Source organism: Amycolatopsis sp. lyj-109 (genome assembly GCF_046548995.1).
Lineage (GTDB): Bacteria > Actinomycetota > Actinomycetes > Mycobacteriales > Pseudonocardiaceae > Amycolatopsis.
The window spans coordinates 196080-213650 of record NZ_JAJPWR010000007.1 but is presented as its reverse complement, the minus strand read 5'-3'; the positions used below and the strand labels follow the sequence as shown (position 1 = coordinate 213650).

The window sequence follows — 17571 nt, the reverse complement described above, 5'->3', positions numbered from 1 at the left end:
CGGGTGAGAACCGGTTCCGGTCATCCGGCGTCTTGCCCGGTGTGAGACACCTGCCGCTGGAGGACGCCGACGAGGAACACCTCGTCCGGCGCACGGCCAAGGGCGACCGCGCGGCGTTCGAGGAGTTCTACCGCCGCACGGCGCCCTGGCTCGCCGTGCGCCTGCGCCGCCGGTGCGCGGACGAGCAGATCGTCGCGGAGGTCATGCAGGAGACGTTCCTGGCCGTCTGGCGGGCGGCGGCGTCGTTCGCGGGCGCGGCCACCGGCGGGAGCGCGGTCGGCTGGGTCTGGACGATCGCCGCGCGCCGGCTGGTCGACGCGTTCCGGCGCCGGGCCCACCACGCGCAGCTGCCGCCGGAGGTGGCCCTCGACGCGGCACCGGCGGCAGCCGCCGAGGACGAGCTCCTGGCGGCGACGATGGGCGACGAGGTCGGCGCCGCGCTGCGCGACCTCGCGCCGGAGCTGCGCGCGGTGCTGCAGGCGATGGTGCTCGACGGGCTGACGGTTCGGGAGACGGCGGTGTTGCTGGGATTGCCGGAGGGGACCGTGAAGACCCGGGCACGGCGGGCGCGGATCGCGTTGCGGGAGGCCCTGTCATGACGGCTCGCGAGATCGCCGTCCTGCCGGGGTTGCCGGAAGGGACCGTCAAGACCCGCGTGTGCCGGGCGCGGATCGCGTTGCGGGAGGCAGTGTCATGAACCATGCGCCGGAGCGGCTCATCGCCGCGTACGTGGCGGGCGAAGTTCTCCCGGGAGACCAGCTGTGGGGTCTCGAGGCCCACCTCGAGGCGTGCCGCGGCTGCCGGGCGCGGCTGGCCGAGGTGGCGCCGGTCCAGCCGGTCGTGGACCTGGTCTGGGACCGGGTCTCGACCGAGGTCCGGCGGCCGGTCGTCCCGCGGAGGCGGCGGCGCCGGTGGCTCGGCACCTGGGTCACGCCGGCGATGGCGCCGTGGCTGGCGATGATCGTGGCCGTCACGCTGGCCGCGGTCCTGCTCGACAGCGTCTGGCACGCGGTGCTCCGCGTGCCGGCCGTGCAGCTCTTCGCCCCGGTGCTGCCGGTGCTCGGCGTCGCCGCGTCGTGGGCGCGGGGTCTCGATCCGGCCTATGAGGTCGTCACCGCGAGCCCGCGGGCGGGGCTCTACCTGATCGTCCGGCGGACCGTCGCGGTGCTCGCCGTCGTCCTGCCGGTGCTGGGGGTCGCCGGGTGGCTGACCGGCACCCAGCCGGCGCTCTGGCTGCTGCCGAGCCTGGCCTTCACCACCGGCACGCTCGCGCTCGGCGGGCTGGTCGGCGTCAGCCGGGCGGCGTACGCGCTGGTCGCGGTGTGGGTGGCGGTCGTCGTGCTGCCGGGGTTCGGCCGGCCGGGGCAGGTGTTCGCGCTCGGCACCGGCGCGCTGCCGGTGTGGGCCGGGGTCTTCGTGCTGACCACGGTGGTCGTCGCCCTGCGCGGGCCGGCGTTCACCCGGCTCGGCGCACGTCACTAGGTCTTCAGGTCTTCAGGGAGGAAAAGCATGCGGGCAGTAGGGGCCGCCGAGGTCGCACCTTCGACGTACGCCTGGGAAATCCAGGCGGAGGCGCTGAAGGTACGGGTGGGGCGGCAGACGATGGCCGTGGACGGGCTGGACCTGTCCCTCGGCAAGGGCGTGCACGGGCTGCTCGGCCCGAACGGCGCGGGCAAGACGACGCTGATCCGGGCCCTGGCGACGGTGCTCCGGCCGGCGTCGGGCCGCCTGTCGCTGCTCGGCACGCAGGCCGGCGGACGCTCGGGCCAGCGTGAGCTGCGCCGCCGGATCGGGTACCTGCCGCAGAACTTCGGGTACTACAAGCGGTTCACCGTCCGCGAGTTCGTCGAGTACCTGGCCTGGCTCAAGGAGATGTCCAAAGAGGACATCCCGGGGGCGGTCCAGCGGGCGGTGGAGCGGGTCGGCCTGGCCGACCGCGCGGACGATCGCATGAAGACGCTGTCGGGCGGCATGGTCCGCCGGGTGGGCATCGCCCAGGCGATCGTCAACGACCCGGAAATCCTGCTGCTCGACGAGCCGACGGCCGGCCTCGACCCGGCGCAGCGGGTCCGCTTCCGCGAGCTGGTCCAGGAACTGGGCCGCGACTCGTGCGTGCTGATCTCGACGCACCTGGTGGAGGACGTCGCCACGGCGTGCACGGACGTCGTGCTGTTCGCGGCGGGCAAGCTGGTGTTCCAGGGAACGCCGGACGGGCTGGCCGCCGCGGGCACCACCGAGCATGTGGGCGACAGCCCGATCGAGCGCGGCTATTCGGCGCTGCTGAGCCACGAGCCGGGCCGGGAGGCGTGGTGATCTTCCGCATCGAACTGCGGCGCTCGATCGCGCCCTGGGCAGGCCTCGCGCTCGTCGTCCTGGCGCTCGGGTTCCTCTTCCTGCTCTCGGGGCCCTGGTGGAAGGTTCCCGCGCCCTGGACCGCGAACACCACCACGACCGCGCTCTGGGTCCGGTTCCTGCTCCAGTTCCTCTGGCCCGTCGTGGTCGGGGCCGGGGCCATCCAGGGCATGCGCGACAGGCGGTCCGGGATGACCGAGCTGCTGGCCACCACGTCGCGGCCCGCGTGGCAGCGTGCGCTCCGGCTGGCCGGCGCCGTCGCCGCGCTGACCGGACTCGGCTACCTGGTCGTGTTCGGCGTCGGCGTCGCCGAAGTCCTGGCCCACGACGGGTTCGTCTCGGCCGGCCTCGTCCCCGTCGTCGGCGTCGGGGTGCTCGGTGTGGTCGCCGGGAGCTGGCTGGGGCTGGCCGTCGGGCGGCTGCTGCCGCACCCGCTGACCGCGCCCGGGCTCGCCGTGCTCACCCTCGTCGCGACGACCCTCTGCTGGATGTCACTCGAACCGGACCTGGAAACCGTCCTGCCCCGCCGGGTCGGTCCGCTGGCGCCGGCGCTGGCCGAGCCGCGGGGTTCGATGGTGACGACCGCGGTGTCACTCGACGCCGGGCAGGCGGTGTGGTTCCTCGGCCTCGCCGTCACCGGGTTCCTGCTGCTGTCGGTGCAGTCCGTGCGCGCGCGGCTGCTGAGCCTGCTGCCGCTCGTCGCCGGGGTCGCCATCGCGCTGCCGCTGTTCCCGGCGGAGATCCTCACTTCCGACAGCTTCGCGGCTCGCAAGGTCTGCGACGGGCCGATCTGCGTGGCGGAACTGCACCGGGACCGGCTGGCCGCGTTGGCCGGCCCGGGTCGTGAAGCACTCGCCATGCTGGCGAAGCTGCCCGGCGCGCCGACGCGGGTCGAGGAGCAGGTCGCGCCCTCCCCGGTCGAACGCCCTCCGCGTGACTCCGGCGTCGTCTACCTCGACTTCCAACGCAACGACATCCTGCTGAGGGCGGACGCGAGCGACCTGCGGCTGGCCGTGCTGTCCGGGGCGGGCGTGCCGCCCTGCCTGCCGCCGAGCCACGCCGACGTGTCCGACGTGGGCGCCCGGATGATCGCGGCGGCGTACTTCACCGGGGAGCTGAAAACGCTGCCCGAGTTCGCCAGGAACTGGTTCAAGACCCGATCCGGTCCGATCGAGCAGGCCTGGCAGAAGTTCCAGGCCCTGCCCGCGGACGTCCGGTTCGCGCGGGTCGTCGCGCTGCGCCAGGCGTTGCTGACGTGCCAGGGCGACCCGCTCGACACGCTGGTGCCGGGAGCTGCCCAGTGAGGTGGGCGGTGCTGTACGCCCGCTCGCGTCAGCTGCCGGCGGCGTTCGGGGCGCTGCTGGTGGCGACGTCCGGGGTGTGGTTCCTGGGCCGGGACTCCTGGAACGGCGTCCTCGTCGCGCTGGCGCTGACCACGGCGGTGGCGGTGGCGGCGATCGGGCTCAGCGGCCAGGACCCCGACCTCGACCGGACGGCGGCCCTCCCGTGGCCGGTCCGGCGGTTCGCCCACGTGGCGCTGATCGCGGTCGTGGCCGGGGCGGTGGTGCTGGGGGTGCAGGAGCTGGGCCCGTCGGCGGTCGCCGCGTCGGTCATCGTCCGCGACGCGGCCGGTCTCGCGGGTTTGGCGGGCTTGGCGGCGACGGTCGCGGGCGGCCAGTTCGGCTGGACGCTCCCGCTGGCCTGGTGCGCGGTCGCCCCGTTCGTCCCGAACGACTCGTCGACGGCGAGCCAGGTGCTGACCTGGCTCCTGCAGCCGCCGGGGACTGCGGTGGCGACCTGGACGGCGGTGGTCCTGGCGAGCGGCGGAGCCGTGACACACACCGCCTGGGGAGGTCGCCGGTAGTCGTGAGTGGTAAGTAGGGTTCTGGCGAACGCCCACGTTGTCAGTAGGGCCAATTCACCGCCCGGAACGGCCAATTCACGCACCGGAACGGCCAACTCGCCGGTGGGTGTGGGTGAGTTGGTCGTTCCGGTTGGTGAGTTGGCCGCCGGGGGCTGCCTGGGTGCGTTCCCGGCCACGGCAGACTCAGACGCTGCGGACGTTCATCTTCAGTTCGTACGGCTCCTGGTCCCAGTTCTCGACGCCGAACGCGAGGATGCGCTCCGGGTGGACGCGGAGCACCGCGTCGTCGAAGTGGACGTCCGGGAGGTGTTCGTACTGCCCCTGCGGGATTCCGACGTCCACCAGGGCCTCCGCGCGGCCCCGGATCTCCAGGCAGCGGACCCGCCACGGGTTCGTCGAGGGGACGTCGTCGACGACGAGGGCGACGCGGTCGTTCGTCGCGATGTTGCGGAACTTCTTGGTTTCGCGCAGGTTGTGCCCCGTGATGTCGATGGCCTTCTCGTCCGGGTTGTACCGGAAACCGACCGGGTTCACCTGCAGGGTCCCGTCCGGCTGCTGGGTCGCCAGGCGGCCCAGCAGCTGGTCGGTGAGGTAGGCGAGCTCTGCTTCGGTAAACATGCCCGGATTGTCCAACTTCAAGTTCCCTTGAAGTCAAGCTCCGAGGATCATCGACGCGAACCGCGCCCCGATCCGGCGGTGGGCCGCGGGCGACGGGTGGAGGTCGTCCGGCAGCGGGAGGTCCGCGAAGTCCGCTTCGCCGTACAGCGAAAGGCCGTCGAGGTATCGCAGGTTCGGGTCGTCGGCCTGCCGCTGCGCCGAGATCCGGGCCAGCTCGGCCCGGATGACCTCCAGCGTCAGCTTGCCCGCCGCCCGCTCGGCCGGGTCGCCGGTCGCGCGGAACCGGACCACGCCCGCGGCCAGCGCTTCGTGGTCGAAGTCGCCCGGCCCCGGCGTCCGCTCGTGGATCGGGCAGTACAGCGGCGAGACGACCACGAGCGGGGTGTCCGGGTGGCCGTCGCGGATCGTGTCGAGGAACCCGTGCACCGCGGGCCCGAACGCGCGCAGGCGCATCAGGTCCGCGTTGACCACGTTGATGCCCAGCTTCACGCTGATCAGGTCGGCGGGCGTGTCGCGCAGCGCCCGCGCGGTGAACGGGTCGAGCAGGGCGTTGCCGCCGAAGCCGAGGTTCACCAGCTCGACGCCCGCCGCGGTGGCGGCGAGCGCCGGCCAGGTCGTCGCGGGGCTCGCCGCGTTCGAGCCGTGGCTGATCGAGCTGCCGTGGTGCAGCCACACCCGGCCTTCGGGCGCGGCCTCGACCGGTGCGTCGGTGCGCAGGGCGACAAGCTCGGTGAGTTCGTTGTGCGGCAACCAGATTTCGACGTCCTTGGGCTGCCCGCTCAGCCCGGCGAACCGGACGACACCAGGGGAACCCTCGGTGAGCGAGGATGCTCCGGTCGCCATGTCGACGTTGAGGGTGTGGCCGCCGCCCACGCTCGCCTGAGCGACCAGCGAGCCGTCGACGAGCAGGTCGTAGACGCCGTCCGGCCGCGGCGGGGCGCCGGCGTACACCTGCTTGGTCCGCAGCGTCTCCAGCTCGATGACGTCCGCCCGGGTCCGGAACCGCAGCCGGACGCCGGCGGGCTGCGCCTCCGCCATGGCGAGCCGCGGGTCGCTGTTCTGCGCCCGCGCGCGAGCCGGGAGCCGGTGGGGCACCAGGCCGCGCTCGGTGCGTTCGAGTTCGAGTGCGCCGCGGACGAGGCCCGCGGTCAGGGGAATGTCGATCACGACCGTGGCCAATCCTGCAGGAGGGAGTCGAGTGCGGTGAGGATGCGGACCCAGCTCTCGGGCGCGGCAGGGGAACTGTGGTCGAACCCGCCCTGGGTTTCGAGGCTGACGAACCCGTGGAAGACGCTGCCCAGCAGCCGCACGGCGTGCGTCTCGTCCGGTCCGGTCAGGTCGTAGCCGCGGAGGATCGCGCGCATCATCTCGGCGTGCCGGGGTCCGGCGCTCGCGGCGGCGGTTTCCGGATCGAGCCGCAGCTGTGCGGCGGCGTACCGGCCGGGGTGCTCACGGGCGTAGTCGCGGTAGACGTCGGCGAAGGCGACGAGCGCGTCCCGCCCGGCCCGGCCCGCGAGCGCGGCGGCCGCCCGGTCGGCGAGTTCGTCCAGGGCCAGCAGTGCGACCTTCGTCCGCAGGTCGTGTGCGTTCTTGACGTGCGAGTACAGGCTGGCGACCCGGACGCCGAGCCGCCGGGCCAGCTCCGACGGCGTCACCTGGTCGAAGCCCGCCTCGTCGGCCAGCTCCGCTCCGGCGCGCACCACGCGGTCCGTGGTCAATCCTGCCCGAACCATCAACCTTCTCCCATTCACCTAAAGCCAGTGTACCCCACCCTAAAGGCTTTAGGAGGGCACTTTCACGTGAAAGTGCCCTGCCGGGATCAGGAGAAGAGGGCGTCCGCCCAGCTTGAGTCGCGGGTCAGGCCCGGCGGGACCGCGAAGTGCGCGGAGCCGGTGTGCTGGACGTACTCCATCATCGCGTCCTTCGACGACAACGCCTGCTGCATCGGCACGTACTGCTTGCGGGTGTCGCGGTTGAACGCCAGGAAGAACAACCCCGCTTCGAGGTGCCCGAGGCCGTCCGAACCGTCGACGAAGTTGTAGCCGCGGCGCAGGATCCGCACGCCGTTCAGCGCCTGGTGCGAGGCCAGCCGGACGTGCGCGTCCTCCGGGATCACCTTCTCGCCGTCCGCGCCGCCGACGTCGAGGTCCAGCTCGTCGTGCTCCGCGGTCTGGCCCAGCGGGGCGCCGGTGCCCTTCGTGCGGCCGACGATCTTCTCCTGGCCGTCGAGGGTCTCGCGGTCCCACGTCTCGATGTGCATCCGGATCCGGCGCGCCACCAGGTACGAGCCGCCGGCCATCCACGCCGGACCGTCGGCGGCCGTGGCCCACACCTGGTCGCGCAGGAAGTCGGTGTCCTCGGACTTGATGTTGTTCGTGCCGTCCTTGAAGCCGAACAGGTTCCGGGGCGTCGGCTGCTCGCGCGACGTCGACGAGCTGCGGCCGAAGCCGAGCTGGGACCAGCGGACCTCGGTGACGCCGAAGCCGAGCCGGACCAGGTTGCGCACGGCGTGCACCGCGACCTGCGGGTCGTCCGCGCAGGCCTGGATGCACAGGTCGCCGCCGCTGCGGGCGGGGTCGAGCTTGTCCTTCGGGAACAGCGGCAGGTCGATCAGCTGCGGCGGGCGCTTGCCCGCCAGGCCGAAGCGGCCGTCGAACAGCGACGGCCCGAACCCGATGGTCAGCGTCAGGTTCGACGGCGGCAGGTCGAGCGCCTCGCCGGTGTCGCCCGGCGGGGCGTACGCGCCGTTGCCCACCGCGCCGTTCGCGACGACCTCCTGGCCCGCCGTCATCCGGCGGGCCGCGTCGGTCCACGTCTTGAGCAGCTGCCGCAGCTTCTCGCGGTCCTTCGTCGTTACGTCGAGGGCCGCGAAGTGCAGGTTGGCCTGCGCCGGGGTGACGATCCCGGCCTGGTGCTCACCGTGGAAGTCGACGGTGTTCGTCGACGCCTCGGCGTTGCCGCTCGTCGCCTTGTCGATCCCGATGCCGGCGGCGGCCCCGGCCCCGGCGAGCGCGACACCCGCGCCCGCCAGGCCGAAGAGCTTCCGCCGCGAAACGCGCGTGCCCTCTGTCGACGTCACTTCGACACGACCTCCGCAACCTTGCTCAGCGGTTCGCTCAGCGCGTCGACGGCCGAGGCGAACTCCTTGACCTGGTCCTGGGACAGCTCGTTGTACAGCTTGAAGCCGTCACCGGCCCGCTGCTTGTCGAGCAGGGCCTGGACGTTCGCGAACTCCTTGTCCAGAGTGGACACCAGCGCCGGGTCCTTGGCCTGCAGGATCGGCCGCAGCGAGGTGATCGCGCCCTTCGAACCGTCCACATTGGCCTGGAAGTCCCAGAGGTCGGTGTGCGAGAAGGCCTCTTCCTCGCCGGTGATCTTGCCGGTGGCGACCTCGTCGAGCAGGCCCTTGGCGCCGTTCGCGAGGTCCAAAGCGGACAGTTCGAGCGTCTTCGTCTTGGCGACCAGGTCCTTGACGTCGGTCACCAGCTTGTCGGCGATCTGGGCGCTGTCGGGCTGCAGGCCGGTCTTGAACAGGTCCTTTTCCAGCCGGTGGAAGCCGGTGAACTGCTGGTTCGGCTCGAGGTCGGCCTCGCGGACGTCGATGGCCGGGTCCAGGTCGCCGAACTTCTCCGCGACCGGCTCGATCCGCTCGTAGTAGACGCGGGTACGCGCGTACGCGGCCTTCGCCTCGTCGACCTTGCCGGCCTTCACGAGGTCGGCGAACTTCACCGTCTCGTCCTGCAGCGCGGAGGTGTTGTTCGCGATGTAGTCGGCGTAGCTCTTGGTGGCCTGCGACTTCTGGGCGTTGGTGTCGTTCTGCTTCGCGACGCCGCCGGTGACGGTGAAGTCGCCGCGGATGCCGTCGCCCGCCATCCCCGGCTTGCACGCGGTCTGGTACTTGCCGGCGTCGGCGACCTCGACGATCAGCCGCCGGTTGAGCCCGGGCGCGATGTTCTCGACCTCGCCCATGATCCGGTCGCCCTCGGCGTAGAGGTAGAACTCGGTGACCTTGGTGCCCTTGTTGGTGATCTCGAAGGTCACGTTGCCCGCGTTGGCCGTGGTCGCGGAGACCTCGCACGCGGTGTCGGACGCCGAAACCTTGATCGGGCCGCCGTCCGCCGCGGCACCGCCGGTGGCGCTCTTGCTGTCGCACGCGGCCAGCGTCACCAGGGCGGCGGCGCCGGCCAGTACGGCCAGCGAGGGGGTCTTGCGCACGGTCACTCCTTCGAGGCGGCCGCGGCGGCGGGCGCCGGCGCGGTCTTCTTGCTGGGCTTGAGGAAAAGGGGCAGCACGATGGCGACGTAGGCGACCCAGGCGACGGCCTGCAGCACGGTCGTCTGCTGCGAGTAGTTGAAGATGCCCTTGAGCAGGGCGCCGTACCAGGACGTCTCGGGCAGCGTCGCCGACGCGTCGAACGCGAGGGTGCCGATGCCGGGCAGGAACGCCGCCTCCTGCAGGTCGTGGAGGCCGTAGCCGAGCACGCCCGCGGCGACGAACACCAGCAGGACGCCGGTGATCGTGAAGAACTTGCTCAGGTTGAACCGCACCGCGCCCTTGTAGAGCAGGTAAGCGAGCACGACGGCGGCCGCGATGCCGATGGAGAAGCCGATCAGCGGCTGCACCGTGTCCGATTGCGCGGCCTGGACGGTCGAGTAGAAGAACACCGCCGTCTCGAGCCCTTCGCGCCCGACCGCGAGGAACGACAGCAGCAGCACGGCCGCCGGGCCGACGTCCAGCGCGTCGTCCATCTTCCCGCGCAGTTCGGCGGCGATGCTCTTGGCCGCCTTGCGCATCCAGAAGATCATCGCGGTGACGAACACGACGGCGACGATCGACAGGCTCCCGCCGAGCAGCTCCTGGTGCTCGAAGGCCATCTGGTGGGTCGTGAAGGTGAGGATCGCGCCGACGGCGATCGACAGCAGCACCGCGGCGCCGACACCCGGCCAGACCCAGCGCAGCGCGTGCCGCCGCTCGGTCTTGACCAGGAAGGCCACCAGGATGCTGACGACCAGCGCGGCTTCCAAGCCTTCGCGCAGCCCGATCAGCGCGCTCGAAAACAACACCGGTCCGCCTCCCTGAGATTGTGCTCCAGAGATGTTTTTAGGTAAGGCTCACCTGTAAGTCCAGTGCACGTCCGCTTCCTCGAAACGATGCAACCGGACAAACCGGGCATGAATTCGAAGTTAGGTTAGGGTAACCGCAGGTCAGGGGCTTGCACCTCGACTCCATAACGAATTCTGTGATTTCGCAGGCAGTGGGCCTGGGTTTACCTGCCGCTTGCCTGGTCAGCCGATCGGGGGTCGCTCTTGAGTGGCTCCGTAACCTGTTCGGGTGGCCGATACCGCTCAGCCGACCGTCACGCCTCCGCCGTCGCCCTCGGGCGGGCCGCCCAGGCGGTACGTCGGCCGGATCGCCCTCGCGCTGGGCCTGGTGGTCACCGGCGTGGTCCTCGTCGTGACCATCGGTATCCAGAACCCGGACGCGCCGGCCGCGTCACCACCGGTCCAACCGGCGCTCGCCATCCCCGAACAGCGTCCGCAGCCCGGGGCCGAAGCACCTCGAGCCGGGCTCGCCGCGCCGGTCGACCGGCCGCAGGTGTCGGACCGGGCCGAACTGGACGCGTGGGCGACCCGCGTCGCCGGCAAGACGCACATCCCGGCGCGGGTCCTGTCCGCGTACGGCCGGGCGGAAATGTGGATGCAGCGCCAGAAGCCGACCTGCCACCTCTCGTGGGCGACGCTCGCCGGCATCGGCCGGGTCGAGAACGAGCGCGGGGAGTTCGACCTCGCGGCGATCGGCGCGGACGGCCGGGTGGCGAAGCCGGTGGTCGGCCCGCCGCTGGACGGCTCGCCGGGCGTCCCGGCGGTGCACGACAGCGACGGCGGCAAGCTCGACGGCGACAAGTCGTGGGACCACGCGATCGGCCCGCTGCAGTTCCTGCCGTCGACGTGGAAGAAGTACCAGGAGCGGGCGAACGGCGACGGCGGTGCGCCGGACCCGCAGAACATCGACGACGCGGCCTTCACGGCGGCGCGGTTCCTGTGTTCCGGGGGCGACGACCTCGGCACCCCGGCCGGCTGGTGGCGGGCGATCCTGTTCTACAACCAGGCCCTGGCGTACGGCCAGGACGTCTTCAGCGCGGCGGACGCCTACGCGGAGGCGAGCGTCGCGCCCTGAATCACAGCTCGCGGTCGGCGAGCAGCGGCGTGACGGCCATCAGCACGAGCAGCAGCAGTCCGGCGTAAGCACCCAGCGTGGCGAAGATCGACATCGTGGTTCCTCCCTGTTTCGGTCCGCACTCAGCATCGCCGGTGGAGGGGGCGCCGCGGATCGGTCGAGGGGCCCGGTTCGATCGGCCGAAAGGCTGAGGTGAGGCGGGCCCTTCGGCCCTGGCCGCTCAGGGCTCGCGCAGCGCGATGTGCGCCTTGACCTCGCTGATCGCCTCGAGGTACTCCGGCACCGGGTTCATCGCCGACGCGATCCGCAGCTGGGTCAGCGCCTCGGCGTACCGGCCGAGGCGCTGCAGCGTGCGGCCCAGGATGAACCGCGCGTAGTGGTCCGTCGGGTCGAGTTCGAGCACCCGGGTGAACGCCGCTTCGGCGCGTCGCAACTGAGCGGAGTGGAAGTACGCGCGCCCGGCCAGCAAGTGCACCGACGGCTTGTCCGTTTCGGACTCCAGCAGGGGCTGCAGGGCCTTCAGCGCGTCGAGCGGACGACGGCGGCCGACCAGGTCTTCGGCCTGACGGAAGGCATGGAACCGCGACTCCTCGGGAGGCTGCGAAGCAGCTGCGGCGTCCGTCATGGTCACTCCAACGTTACCCCGGGGGAGGGGGTTGCACACGCCTCCGATCGGGACGTGATGGACTGTGCCGCCATGAGCAGCCCGTACCGGGGCCTGGCGCCCTACCTGTACTACGCCGACGCCACCGAGGCGCTCGCCTGGCTGACCAGGGTCTTCGGGTTCGCCGAAGAGGTCCGGTTCTGCGACGGCGCCGGCGAGGTGTTCCAGGCGACCCTGCGCGCGGGCGAAGCGCGGATCCAGATCGCGGGCGTCGGCCCGGGCTACTGGCAGGCCAAGGGCGTCGACGGCCCGGTCGGCCAGCTCAACATCGTGTACGTCGACGACGTCGACGAGCACTACGCGCGGATCTCCGCCGCGCTCGGGGACGAGTGCGAGCTGGAGCCGCCGCAGGACCAGCCGTACGGCGCCCGGGTGTACACGGTCGCCGATCTCGGGGGCAACAGCTGGACGTTCTGGCAGCAGACGTCCGAGACCGTCGAGCTGCCGCCGGGGTGGCAGGAGGTCCGCGCGGGCGGTGAGTCCTCCAACGGGTGAACTCCCGAGACGGCTAGGCTGGGCGCGAAACCGCAGGCCCGCCGACGCTCTCTTTCCCGCGGAGGCGGCGTAGACACAGTACAAAGCACCGAGGAGCATGGCGTGGCTCTCATCGAGCAGGTAGGCGCGCGCGAGATTCTGGACTCGCGCGGCAACCCGACGGTCGAGGTGGAGGTGGCTCTCGACGACGGCACCCTGGCGCGGGCCGCGGTCCCGTCGGGGGCGTCGACCGGTGAGCACGAAGCGGTCGAGCTGCGTGACGGCGACACCGGCCGCTACAACGGCAAGGGCGTCGAGCGCGCGGTCGCCGCGGTGCTCGACGAGATCGGCCCGGAGATGGTCGGCATCGAGGCCGTCGACCAGCGGATCGTCGACCAGAAGCTGGTCGACCTCGACGGCACCCCGGCGAAGTCCCGCCTCGGCGCGAACGCGATCCTCGGCGTCTCGCTGGCCGTCGCGAAGGCCGCCGCCGAGTCGGCCGAGCTGGAGCTGTTCCGCTACCTGGGCGGGCCGAACGCGCACGTGCTGCCCGTCCCGATGCTGAACATCCTCAACGGTGGTTCGCACGCGGACAGCAACGTCGACGTCCAGGAGTTCATGATCGCGCCGATCGGCGCGGAGACCTTCCGCGAGGCCCTGCGCTGGGGCACCGAGGTCTACCACTCGCTGAAGTCGGTGCTGAAGGGCCGCGGCCTGTCCACCGGCCTCGGTGACGAAGGCGGCTTCGCGCCGAACCTCGGCAACAACCGCGAGGCGCTCGACCTGATCGTCCAGGCCATCGAGAAGGCCGGCTACACCCCGGGCCGCGACGTCGCGCTGGCGCTCGACGTCGCCGCGACGGAGTTCTTCGCCGACGGTGCGTACACCTTCGAAGGCGCGAAGAAGAGCGCCGAGCAGATGTCCGCCTACTACGGCGAGCTGCTGGCGAACTACCCGCTCGTGTCCATCGAGGACCCGCTGAGCGAGGACGACTGGGACGGCTGGGTCACCATGACCGCCGAGGTCGGCGACAAGGTCCAGATCGTCGGCGACGACCTGTTCGTCACCAACCCGGACCGCCTGGAGGAGGGCATCACCCGCCGCGCCGCCAACGCGCTGCTGGTGAAGGTCAACCAGATCGGCACCCTGTCCGAGACGCTCGACGCGATCTCGCTGGCCACGTCGTTCGGCTACAAGTCGATGATGAGCCACCGCTCGGGCGAGACCGAGGACACGTTCATCGCGGACCTGGCGGTCGCCACCGGCGTCGGCCAGATCAAGACCGGCGCCCCGGCCCGCGGCGAGCGGATCGCCAAGTACAACCAGCTGCTGCGCATCGAGGAGACCCTCGGTGACGCCGCCCGGTACGCCGGCGAGCTGGCCTTCCCGCGGTTCAGCGCCGAGGCCTGACGCCGATGGCGGACCGGGGGAGGACACGTGGCCGCCGCGGCGGTGGCGGCGGGGCGGCGCGGGTCGGTGGACCCACGCGGACCCGCCGCCCCGAAGCCGGTCGTGCGGGGAGCCCGGGATCCCGGTCACCCCGGACGGCGGACGGCTCGGCGGCGGCGCGCCGCCGAGCCGGCGACGCCGAGACCACGAGGGCCCGGCTGCGCCGGGGCCTCGCGGCGAAACGGGCGTCGGGTGCGGCGAAGGTGCTCGGCATGTCCACCACCCGCCGCGCGGCGGTGGTGGCGATCGTGGTGTGCGCGCTGGCGTTCACCATCGCCGTGCCCCTGCGCACGTACCTCTCCCAGCGGACCGAGGTCCGCGAACAGCAGGCGCAGCAGGCTCAGCTGCAGCAGGAGGTCGCTCAGCTCCAAGGCCGAAAGGCAGAGCTGAGCGACCCCGCGCAGATCGAGGCCGAAGCCCGGCGGCGGCTGCGGTACGTCAAGCCGGGCGAGACGCCGTACATCGTCCAGCTGCCGGAGGACAAGGCTCCGGACGCGGCCCCGCCGGCCGGACAGCAGCAGGTCCCGGGCAGCTCCTGGTACGAGAACCTGTGGAACCAGGTCTCCGGCGGCTGACCCAAGCGCCCCAAGGCGGCCTTGGTTGCGTCTGACGCACCGAAGGCCGCCTTGGTTGCGTCTGACGCACCGAAGGCCACATTGGGGCGCTTTGGGCTTGGAGCCGGGGCACGCTCTAACCTGGACCGCGTGAACAGCACGCAGCAGCACCGGTTCGAGCCCGTCACCGACGCCGACCGCGAGATCATCGCGGAGCAGCTCGGACGGCCGCCGCGGGCGCTGCGCGCGATCGCCGCGCGGTGCCCGAGCGGGCACCCGTCCGTGGTGCAGACCAGCCCGCGGCTGGAGAACGGCACGCCGTTCCCGACGCTCTACTACCTCACCTGCCCGAAGCTGAACTCGATGATCGGCACCATCGAGGCGTCCGGGATCATGAAGGAGATGACCGAGCGGCTGACCACCGATCCCGAGCTCGCCGCGCAGTACCAGCGCACGCACGAGGCCTACCTCGCCGAGCGGGACGCGATCGAGCCGCTGGGTCACCAGGTCACCGCCGGGGGCATGCCCGGCCGCGTCAAGTGCTTGCACGTGCACGTCGCCCACGCGCTGGCCGTCGGCCCGGGCGTGAATCCGTTCGGTGACGAGACGTTGGCTCTGCTTGCGGCCAACGGGTGGCCCTCGGGTGACTGCGCCGCGTAACACTCGCGCCCGGTGAACAGATAACTGGTCCGGGTGAGCGAAAACCTCGATTGCGTCTCTCGATGGGCTGAATCTTCGCCGCGCTTGCGGCAGGCTGTCCCCCGAGAACGGCGATCGATCCGGCCAGGAGGGCTCCGATCATGCGTGTGCGGCGGCTGCCAGACGCAGTCGGGAGCTACGCCCGAAGATTCGGGATCCGCCACCGCACGGCGTACCCGCTGGTCACCGGCATCCTGGCGGTGGTCCCGGCGCTGGTCGCCGGTGGTGGCACCCTCGGCTGGCTCGGCGGCAGTGGTGAGCACACCCGCGACGCCGCGCTCGCCCAGGGCTACGACCCCGGCAACGCCGCCCTCCAGCAGATCGCCGTCGACGGCACCCTCCCCGGCGCCCCCACCCCGAATCCGCTCCCGGCCTACGAGCTCCCCGACGGCCCGCTCGGCATCCCGGCCACCGCGCTCAAGGCGTACCAGAACGCCGCCGACATCCTCGGCCGCGAACTGCCCGCGTGTCACATCGACTGGGCGCTGATCGCCAGCATCGGCCGGATCGAGTCGAACCACGCGCGCGGCGGGTACGTCGACGCGTCCGGGACCACGCGCGAGCCGATCCTCGGCCCGCAGCTCAACGGCCAGGGCAACTTCGCCGCGATCCCGGACACCGACCAGGGCCTGCTCGACACCGACCCGGTGTGGGACCGCGCGGTCGGCCCGACCCAGTTCATCCCGGGGACCTGGAAGGGCTACGCCTCCGACGGCAACGGCGACGGCAAGTCCGACCCGAACAACATCTTCGACGCGGCCCTGGCCACCGGCCGGTACCTGTGCTCCGGCGGGTTCGACGTGGCGAAGCCGGACCAGCTGCGCGGGGCGATCTACCGGTACAACAACTCGGACACGTACGTGAACACGGTGATCCTGTGGGCGGACGCCTACCGCAACGGGATCATGCAGGTGCCGGACAGCACGGTGCCGATCGGCGCGCCGAACGCGGCGCTGGCCCCGGCCCCGCCGGCCGTGCCGCCGCCCCCGGTCCCGCCGGCTTCTTCGGCACCGCCGACGACGAGCACCTCGAAGCCGCCGACCACGTCGCCGACCTGCGTTCCGCCGACGACGACGGTGATCCCGACGACGGTCATCAGCGTCACGACCGAGCCGTCGCCGACCACCACCCCCGACCCGAGTCCGACCACGCCGACGACGACCACCCCGACCCCGTCGCCGACGTGTGGGCAGATCGTCACCTCGGTCAGCACGTCGACCACCCTGACCACGACCACGCTGCCGTCCCCCACCAGCTGAGCGGAGGTCATGAATGACTCATTCAGGACCTCCGACGCCAGGAATGAGTCATTCAAGGCGTTCGCGCCGCGGGCGAGGCGGGGCGTGCGGCCGGTTAGGGTGAGCGCATGCCTCGTGTTGCCGCGATCGACTGTGGGACCAACTCCATCCGCCTGCTCGTCGCCGAGCTGACGCCGCGCCACGACGGCACGGTCGACCTGCGCGACCTGCACCGCGAGATGCGGATCGTCCGGCTCGGCCAGGGCGTCGACGCCACCGGCGAGCTGGCCCCCGAGGCGATCGAGCGCACCCGGGCCGCGCTCGCCGACTACACGATCGCCGCGCGGCGCAAGGGCGTGGAGAAGGTCCGGATGGTCGCCACGTCCGCGACCCGCGACGCGAAGAACCGCGACGAGTTCTTCCGCATGACCCGCGAAACCCTGGGCGTCGAGGCCGAGGTGATCAGCGGCGACGAGGAGGCGCGGCTGTCGTTCACCGGCGCGGTGGGCGAACAGGACCCGGACGACGGCCCGTTCGTGGTGGTCGACGTCGGCGGCGGCTCGACGGAGCTGGTCCTCGGCACCTGGGACGGCAGGCGGGCCGAGGTGCTCGCGGCGAAGTCCGTCGACATCGGCTGCGTCCGGATCACCGAACGCGCGCTGAAGAGCGACCCGCCGTCCGCGGACGAGATCGCCGCCGCCCGCGACCTGGCCGGCAAGGTCCTCACCGACGCGTTCGACGTCGTCGACGTCGCCCGCGCCAAGACCTGGATCGGCGTCGCGGGCACGGTGACCACGCTGTCGGCGATCGCGCTGGGCCTGCCGGAGTACGACAGCGAGCGGGTGCACCTGTCCAAACTGGCCCCGGCGGACATCGACCGGCTGGCGACGGAGCTCCTGCAGAGCGACCACGCCACCCGAGCGGCCAACCCGGTGATCCACCCGGGCCGCGTCGACGTGATCGGCGGCGGCGCGGTGGTGGTCCAGACCCTGGCGGAGCAGCTGGCGGCCCGCGGCGGCCCCACCGAGCTGGTCATCAGCGAGCACGACATCCTCGACGGCATCGCCCTCTCCCTCGCCTGAGAGGTCCGCACCGGGGCATCACGCGTGATCAGCGGGGCATCACGCGTGCGCCGAGGGGCATCATGCGTGACTGGGCGGGCATCACGCGTGACTGGGCGGACATCACGCGTGACTGGGCGGGGGCATCACCGTGATGCCTCTCCAATCACGCGAGATGCCTCCCCAATCACGCGTGATGCCTGCCTGATCACGCGGTGACCGGCAGGTTGCCCGCGAGACCTGACCGACCGTTCGGCCGCCCGAAAGGGCTTGTGGCGCAACGCAAACCGTGGGTGAGCGGGTGATGACCTGCTGTCCGCGCTAGGCCGTCCGGAGTATCCGGATTCCTACGTTTGTTGTGCTCCAACCAGGTGGTCCCGACGACCGTCACACATTTGCAACACCGCAGTCCTGTGATCAG

The 17571-nt window shown here is 71.6% G+C and carries 20 protein-coding genes; 13 read left to right on the top strand and 7 right to left on the bottom strand.

Annotated features, from left to right (window positions below; all coding sequences use genetic code 11):
• Positions 1-41 precede the first annotated feature (41 nt).
• Genes ACLJQF_RS17880 through ACLJQF_RS17855 form a run of 6 tightly spaced genes read left to right on the top strand, consistent with a single transcriptional unit; the run spans position 42 to position 4216 of the window.
• On the top strand, positions 42-599 hold the full coding sequence (locus ACLJQF_RS17880) for an RNA polymerase sigma factor (protein WP_410610014.1): 558 nt from the start codon (positions 42-44) through the stop codon (positions 597-599).
• Positions 596-697 carry a sigma factor-like helix-turn-helix DNA-binding protein gene (locus tag ACLJQF_RS17875; protein WP_410610012.1) on the top strand — a complete coding sequence of 34 codons (102 nt, stop codon included), beginning with the start codon at positions 596-598 and terminating at the stop codon, positions 695-697. Before ACLJQF_RS17880 ends, ACLJQF_RS17875 begins: the two co-directional genes overlap by 4 nt.
• Positions 694-1482: a zf-HC2 domain-containing protein gene (locus tag ACLJQF_RS17870; protein WP_410610010.1), complete on the top strand. Its 789-nt coding sequence runs from the start codon at positions 694-696 to the stop codon at positions 1480-1482. Before ACLJQF_RS17875 ends, ACLJQF_RS17870 begins: the two co-directional genes overlap by 4 nt.
• A gap of 27 nt (positions 1483-1509) precedes the next feature.
• The gene (locus ACLJQF_RS17865; protein WP_410610009.1) at positions 1510-2313 is read left to right on the top strand and encodes an ABC transporter ATP-binding protein; all 804 of its coding nucleotides are present in this window, start codon (positions 1510-1512) and stop codon (positions 2311-2313) included.
• A complete protein-coding gene (locus ACLJQF_RS17860; RefSeq protein ID WP_410610008.1) occupies positions 2310-3656 on the top strand; it encodes a hypothetical protein in 1347 nt (448 codons plus the stop codon). The genes ACLJQF_RS17865 and ACLJQF_RS17860 overlap by 4 nt, the downstream gene beginning before the upstream one ends.
• Positions 3653-4216, top strand: coding sequence for a hypothetical protein (locus ACLJQF_RS17855; protein WP_410610006.1), 564 nt, complete (start codon positions 3653-3655; stop codon positions 4214-4216). The genes ACLJQF_RS17860 and ACLJQF_RS17855 overlap by 4 nt, the downstream gene beginning before the upstream one ends.
• A 183-nt stretch (positions 4217-4399) precedes the next feature.
• On the opposite strand, the gene ACLJQF_RS17850 is transcribed toward ACLJQF_RS17855, so the two are convergent.
• From ACLJQF_RS17850 to efeU, 6 genes are all read right to left on the bottom strand, one after another.
• A complete protein-coding gene (locus ACLJQF_RS17850; protein ID WP_410610005.1) occupies positions 4400-4834 on the bottom strand; it encodes a PPOX class F420-dependent oxidoreductase in 435 nt (144 codons plus the stop codon).
• A gap of 33 nt (positions 4835-4867) precedes the next feature.
• Complete coding sequence (locus ACLJQF_RS17845; RefSeq protein WP_410610003.1) at positions 4868-6001, bottom strand: GDSL-type esterase/lipase family protein; 1134 nt, start codon at positions 5999-6001, stop codon at positions 4868-4870.
• Positions 5998-6567 (bottom strand): TetR/AcrR family transcriptional regulator, encoded by a 570-nt coding sequence (locus ACLJQF_RS17840; protein ID WP_410610001.1) that lies wholly within the window; start codon positions 6565-6567, stop codon positions 5998-6000. The genes ACLJQF_RS17845 and ACLJQF_RS17840 overlap by 4 nt, the downstream gene beginning before the upstream one ends.
• 86 nt (positions 6568-6653) lie before the next feature.
• Entirely contained in the window at positions 6654-7913 is a 1260-nt protein-coding gene (gene efeB, locus ACLJQF_RS17835; protein ID WP_410609999.1) for an iron uptake transporter deferrochelatase/peroxidase subunit, read from the bottom strand.
• Positions 7910-9055 carry an iron uptake system protein EfeO gene (efeO, locus tag ACLJQF_RS17830; protein WP_410609997.1) on the bottom strand — a complete coding sequence of 382 codons (1146 nt, stop codon included), beginning with the start codon at positions 9053-9055 and terminating at the stop codon, positions 7910-7912. The genes efeB and efeO overlap by 4 nt, the downstream gene beginning before the upstream one ends.
• Entirely contained in the window at positions 9052-9897 is an 846-nt protein-coding gene (efeU, locus tag ACLJQF_RS17825) for an iron uptake transporter permease EfeU (RefSeq protein ID WP_410609995.1), read from the bottom strand. The genes efeO and efeU overlap by 4 nt, the downstream gene beginning before the upstream one ends.
• A 367-nt stretch (positions 9898-10264) precedes the next feature.
• Between efeU and ACLJQF_RS17820 the strand changes: the two genes are divergently transcribed.
• Positions 10265-11011, top strand: a complete 747-nt coding sequence (locus ACLJQF_RS17820; RefSeq protein ID WP_410610339.1) for a murein transglycosylase — start codon at positions 10265-10267, stop codon at positions 11009-11011.
• A gap of 220 nt (positions 11012-11231) precedes the next feature.
• On the opposite strand, the gene ACLJQF_RS17815 is transcribed toward ACLJQF_RS17820, so the two are convergent.
• Complete coding sequence (locus ACLJQF_RS17815) at positions 11232-11636, bottom strand: tetratricopeptide repeat protein (RefSeq protein ID WP_410609993.1); 405 nt, start codon at positions 11634-11636, stop codon at positions 11232-11234.
• A gap of 72 nt (positions 11637-11708) precedes the next feature.
• Between ACLJQF_RS17815 and ACLJQF_RS17810 the strand changes: the two genes are divergently transcribed.
• From ACLJQF_RS17810 to ACLJQF_RS17785, 6 genes are all read left to right on the top strand, one after another.
• Positions 11709-12170: a VOC family protein gene (locus ACLJQF_RS17810; RefSeq protein ID WP_410609991.1), complete on the top strand. Its 462-nt coding sequence runs from the start codon at positions 11709-11711 to the stop codon at positions 12168-12170.
• Between the two features lie 102 nt (positions 12171-12272).
• Entirely contained in the window at positions 12273-13559 is a 1287-nt protein-coding gene (gene eno, locus ACLJQF_RS17805; protein ID WP_410609989.1) for a phosphopyruvate hydratase, read from the top strand.
• Positions 13560-13810: 251 nt separating this feature from the next.
• Positions 13811-14173 (top strand): FtsB family cell division protein, encoded by a 363-nt coding sequence (locus tag ACLJQF_RS17800; protein WP_410609987.1) that lies wholly within the window; start codon positions 13811-13813, stop codon positions 14171-14173.
• Positions 14174-14302: 129 nt separating this feature from the next.
• A complete protein-coding gene (locus ACLJQF_RS17795) occupies positions 14303-14812 on the top strand; it encodes a DUF501 domain-containing protein (RefSeq protein ID WP_410609986.1) in 510 nt (169 codons plus the stop codon).
• Between the two features lie 140 nt (positions 14813-14952).
• Positions 14953-16110 (top strand): lytic transglycosylase domain-containing protein, encoded by a 1158-nt coding sequence (locus ACLJQF_RS17790; protein ID WP_410609985.1) that lies wholly within the window; start codon positions 14953-14955, stop codon positions 16108-16110.
• Between the two features lie 107 nt (positions 16111-16217).
• The gene (locus ACLJQF_RS17785) at positions 16218-17171 is read left to right on the top strand and encodes an exopolyphosphatase (protein ID WP_410609983.1); all 954 of its coding nucleotides are present in this window, start codon (positions 16218-16220) and stop codon (positions 17169-17171) included.
• Positions 17172-17571: the final 400 nt, after the last annotated feature.

Excerpts from the sequence above, each read along its gene's own strand:
- ACLJQF_RS17790 (WP_410609985.1), top strand. The coding sequence starts at position 14,953 with ATGCGTGTGCGGCGGCTGCCAGACGCAGTCGGGAGCTACGCCCGAAGA.
- ACLJQF_RS17865 (WP_410610009.1), top strand. The coding sequence starts at position 1,510 with ATGCGGGCAGTAGGGGCCGCCGAGGTCGCACCTTCGACGTACGCCTGG.
- ACLJQF_RS17850 (WP_410610005.1), bottom strand. The coding sequence starts at position 4,834 with ATGTTTACCGAAGCAGAGCTCGCCTACCTCACCGACCAGCTGCTGGGC.
- ACLJQF_RS17800 (WP_410609987.1), top strand. The coding sequence starts at position 13,811 with ATGTCCACCACCCGCCGCGCGGCGGTGGTGGCGATCGTGGTGTGCGCG.
- ACLJQF_RS17875 (WP_410610012.1), top strand. The coding sequence starts at position 596 with ATGACGGCTCGCGAGATCGCCGTCCTGCCGGGGTTGCCGGAAGGGACC.
- ACLJQF_RS17840 (WP_410610001.1), bottom strand. The coding sequence starts at position 6,567 with ATGGTTCGGGCAGGATTGACCACGGACCGCGTGGTGCGCGCCGGAGCG.
- ACLJQF_RS17815 (WP_410609993.1), bottom strand. The coding sequence starts at position 11,636 with ATGACGGACGCCGCAGCTGCTTCGCAGCCTCCCGAGGAGTCGCGGTTC.
- ACLJQF_RS17810 (WP_410609991.1), top strand. The coding sequence starts at position 11,709 with ATGAGCAGCCCGTACCGGGGCCTGGCGCCCTACCTGTACTACGCCGAC.
- ACLJQF_RS17870 (WP_410610010.1), top strand. The coding sequence starts at position 694 with ATGAACCATGCGCCGGAGCGGCTCATCGCCGCGTACGTGGCGGGCGAA.
- ACLJQF_RS17785 (WP_410609983.1), top strand. The coding sequence starts at position 16,218 with ATGCCTCGTGTTGCCGCGATCGACTGTGGGACCAACTCCATCCGCCTG.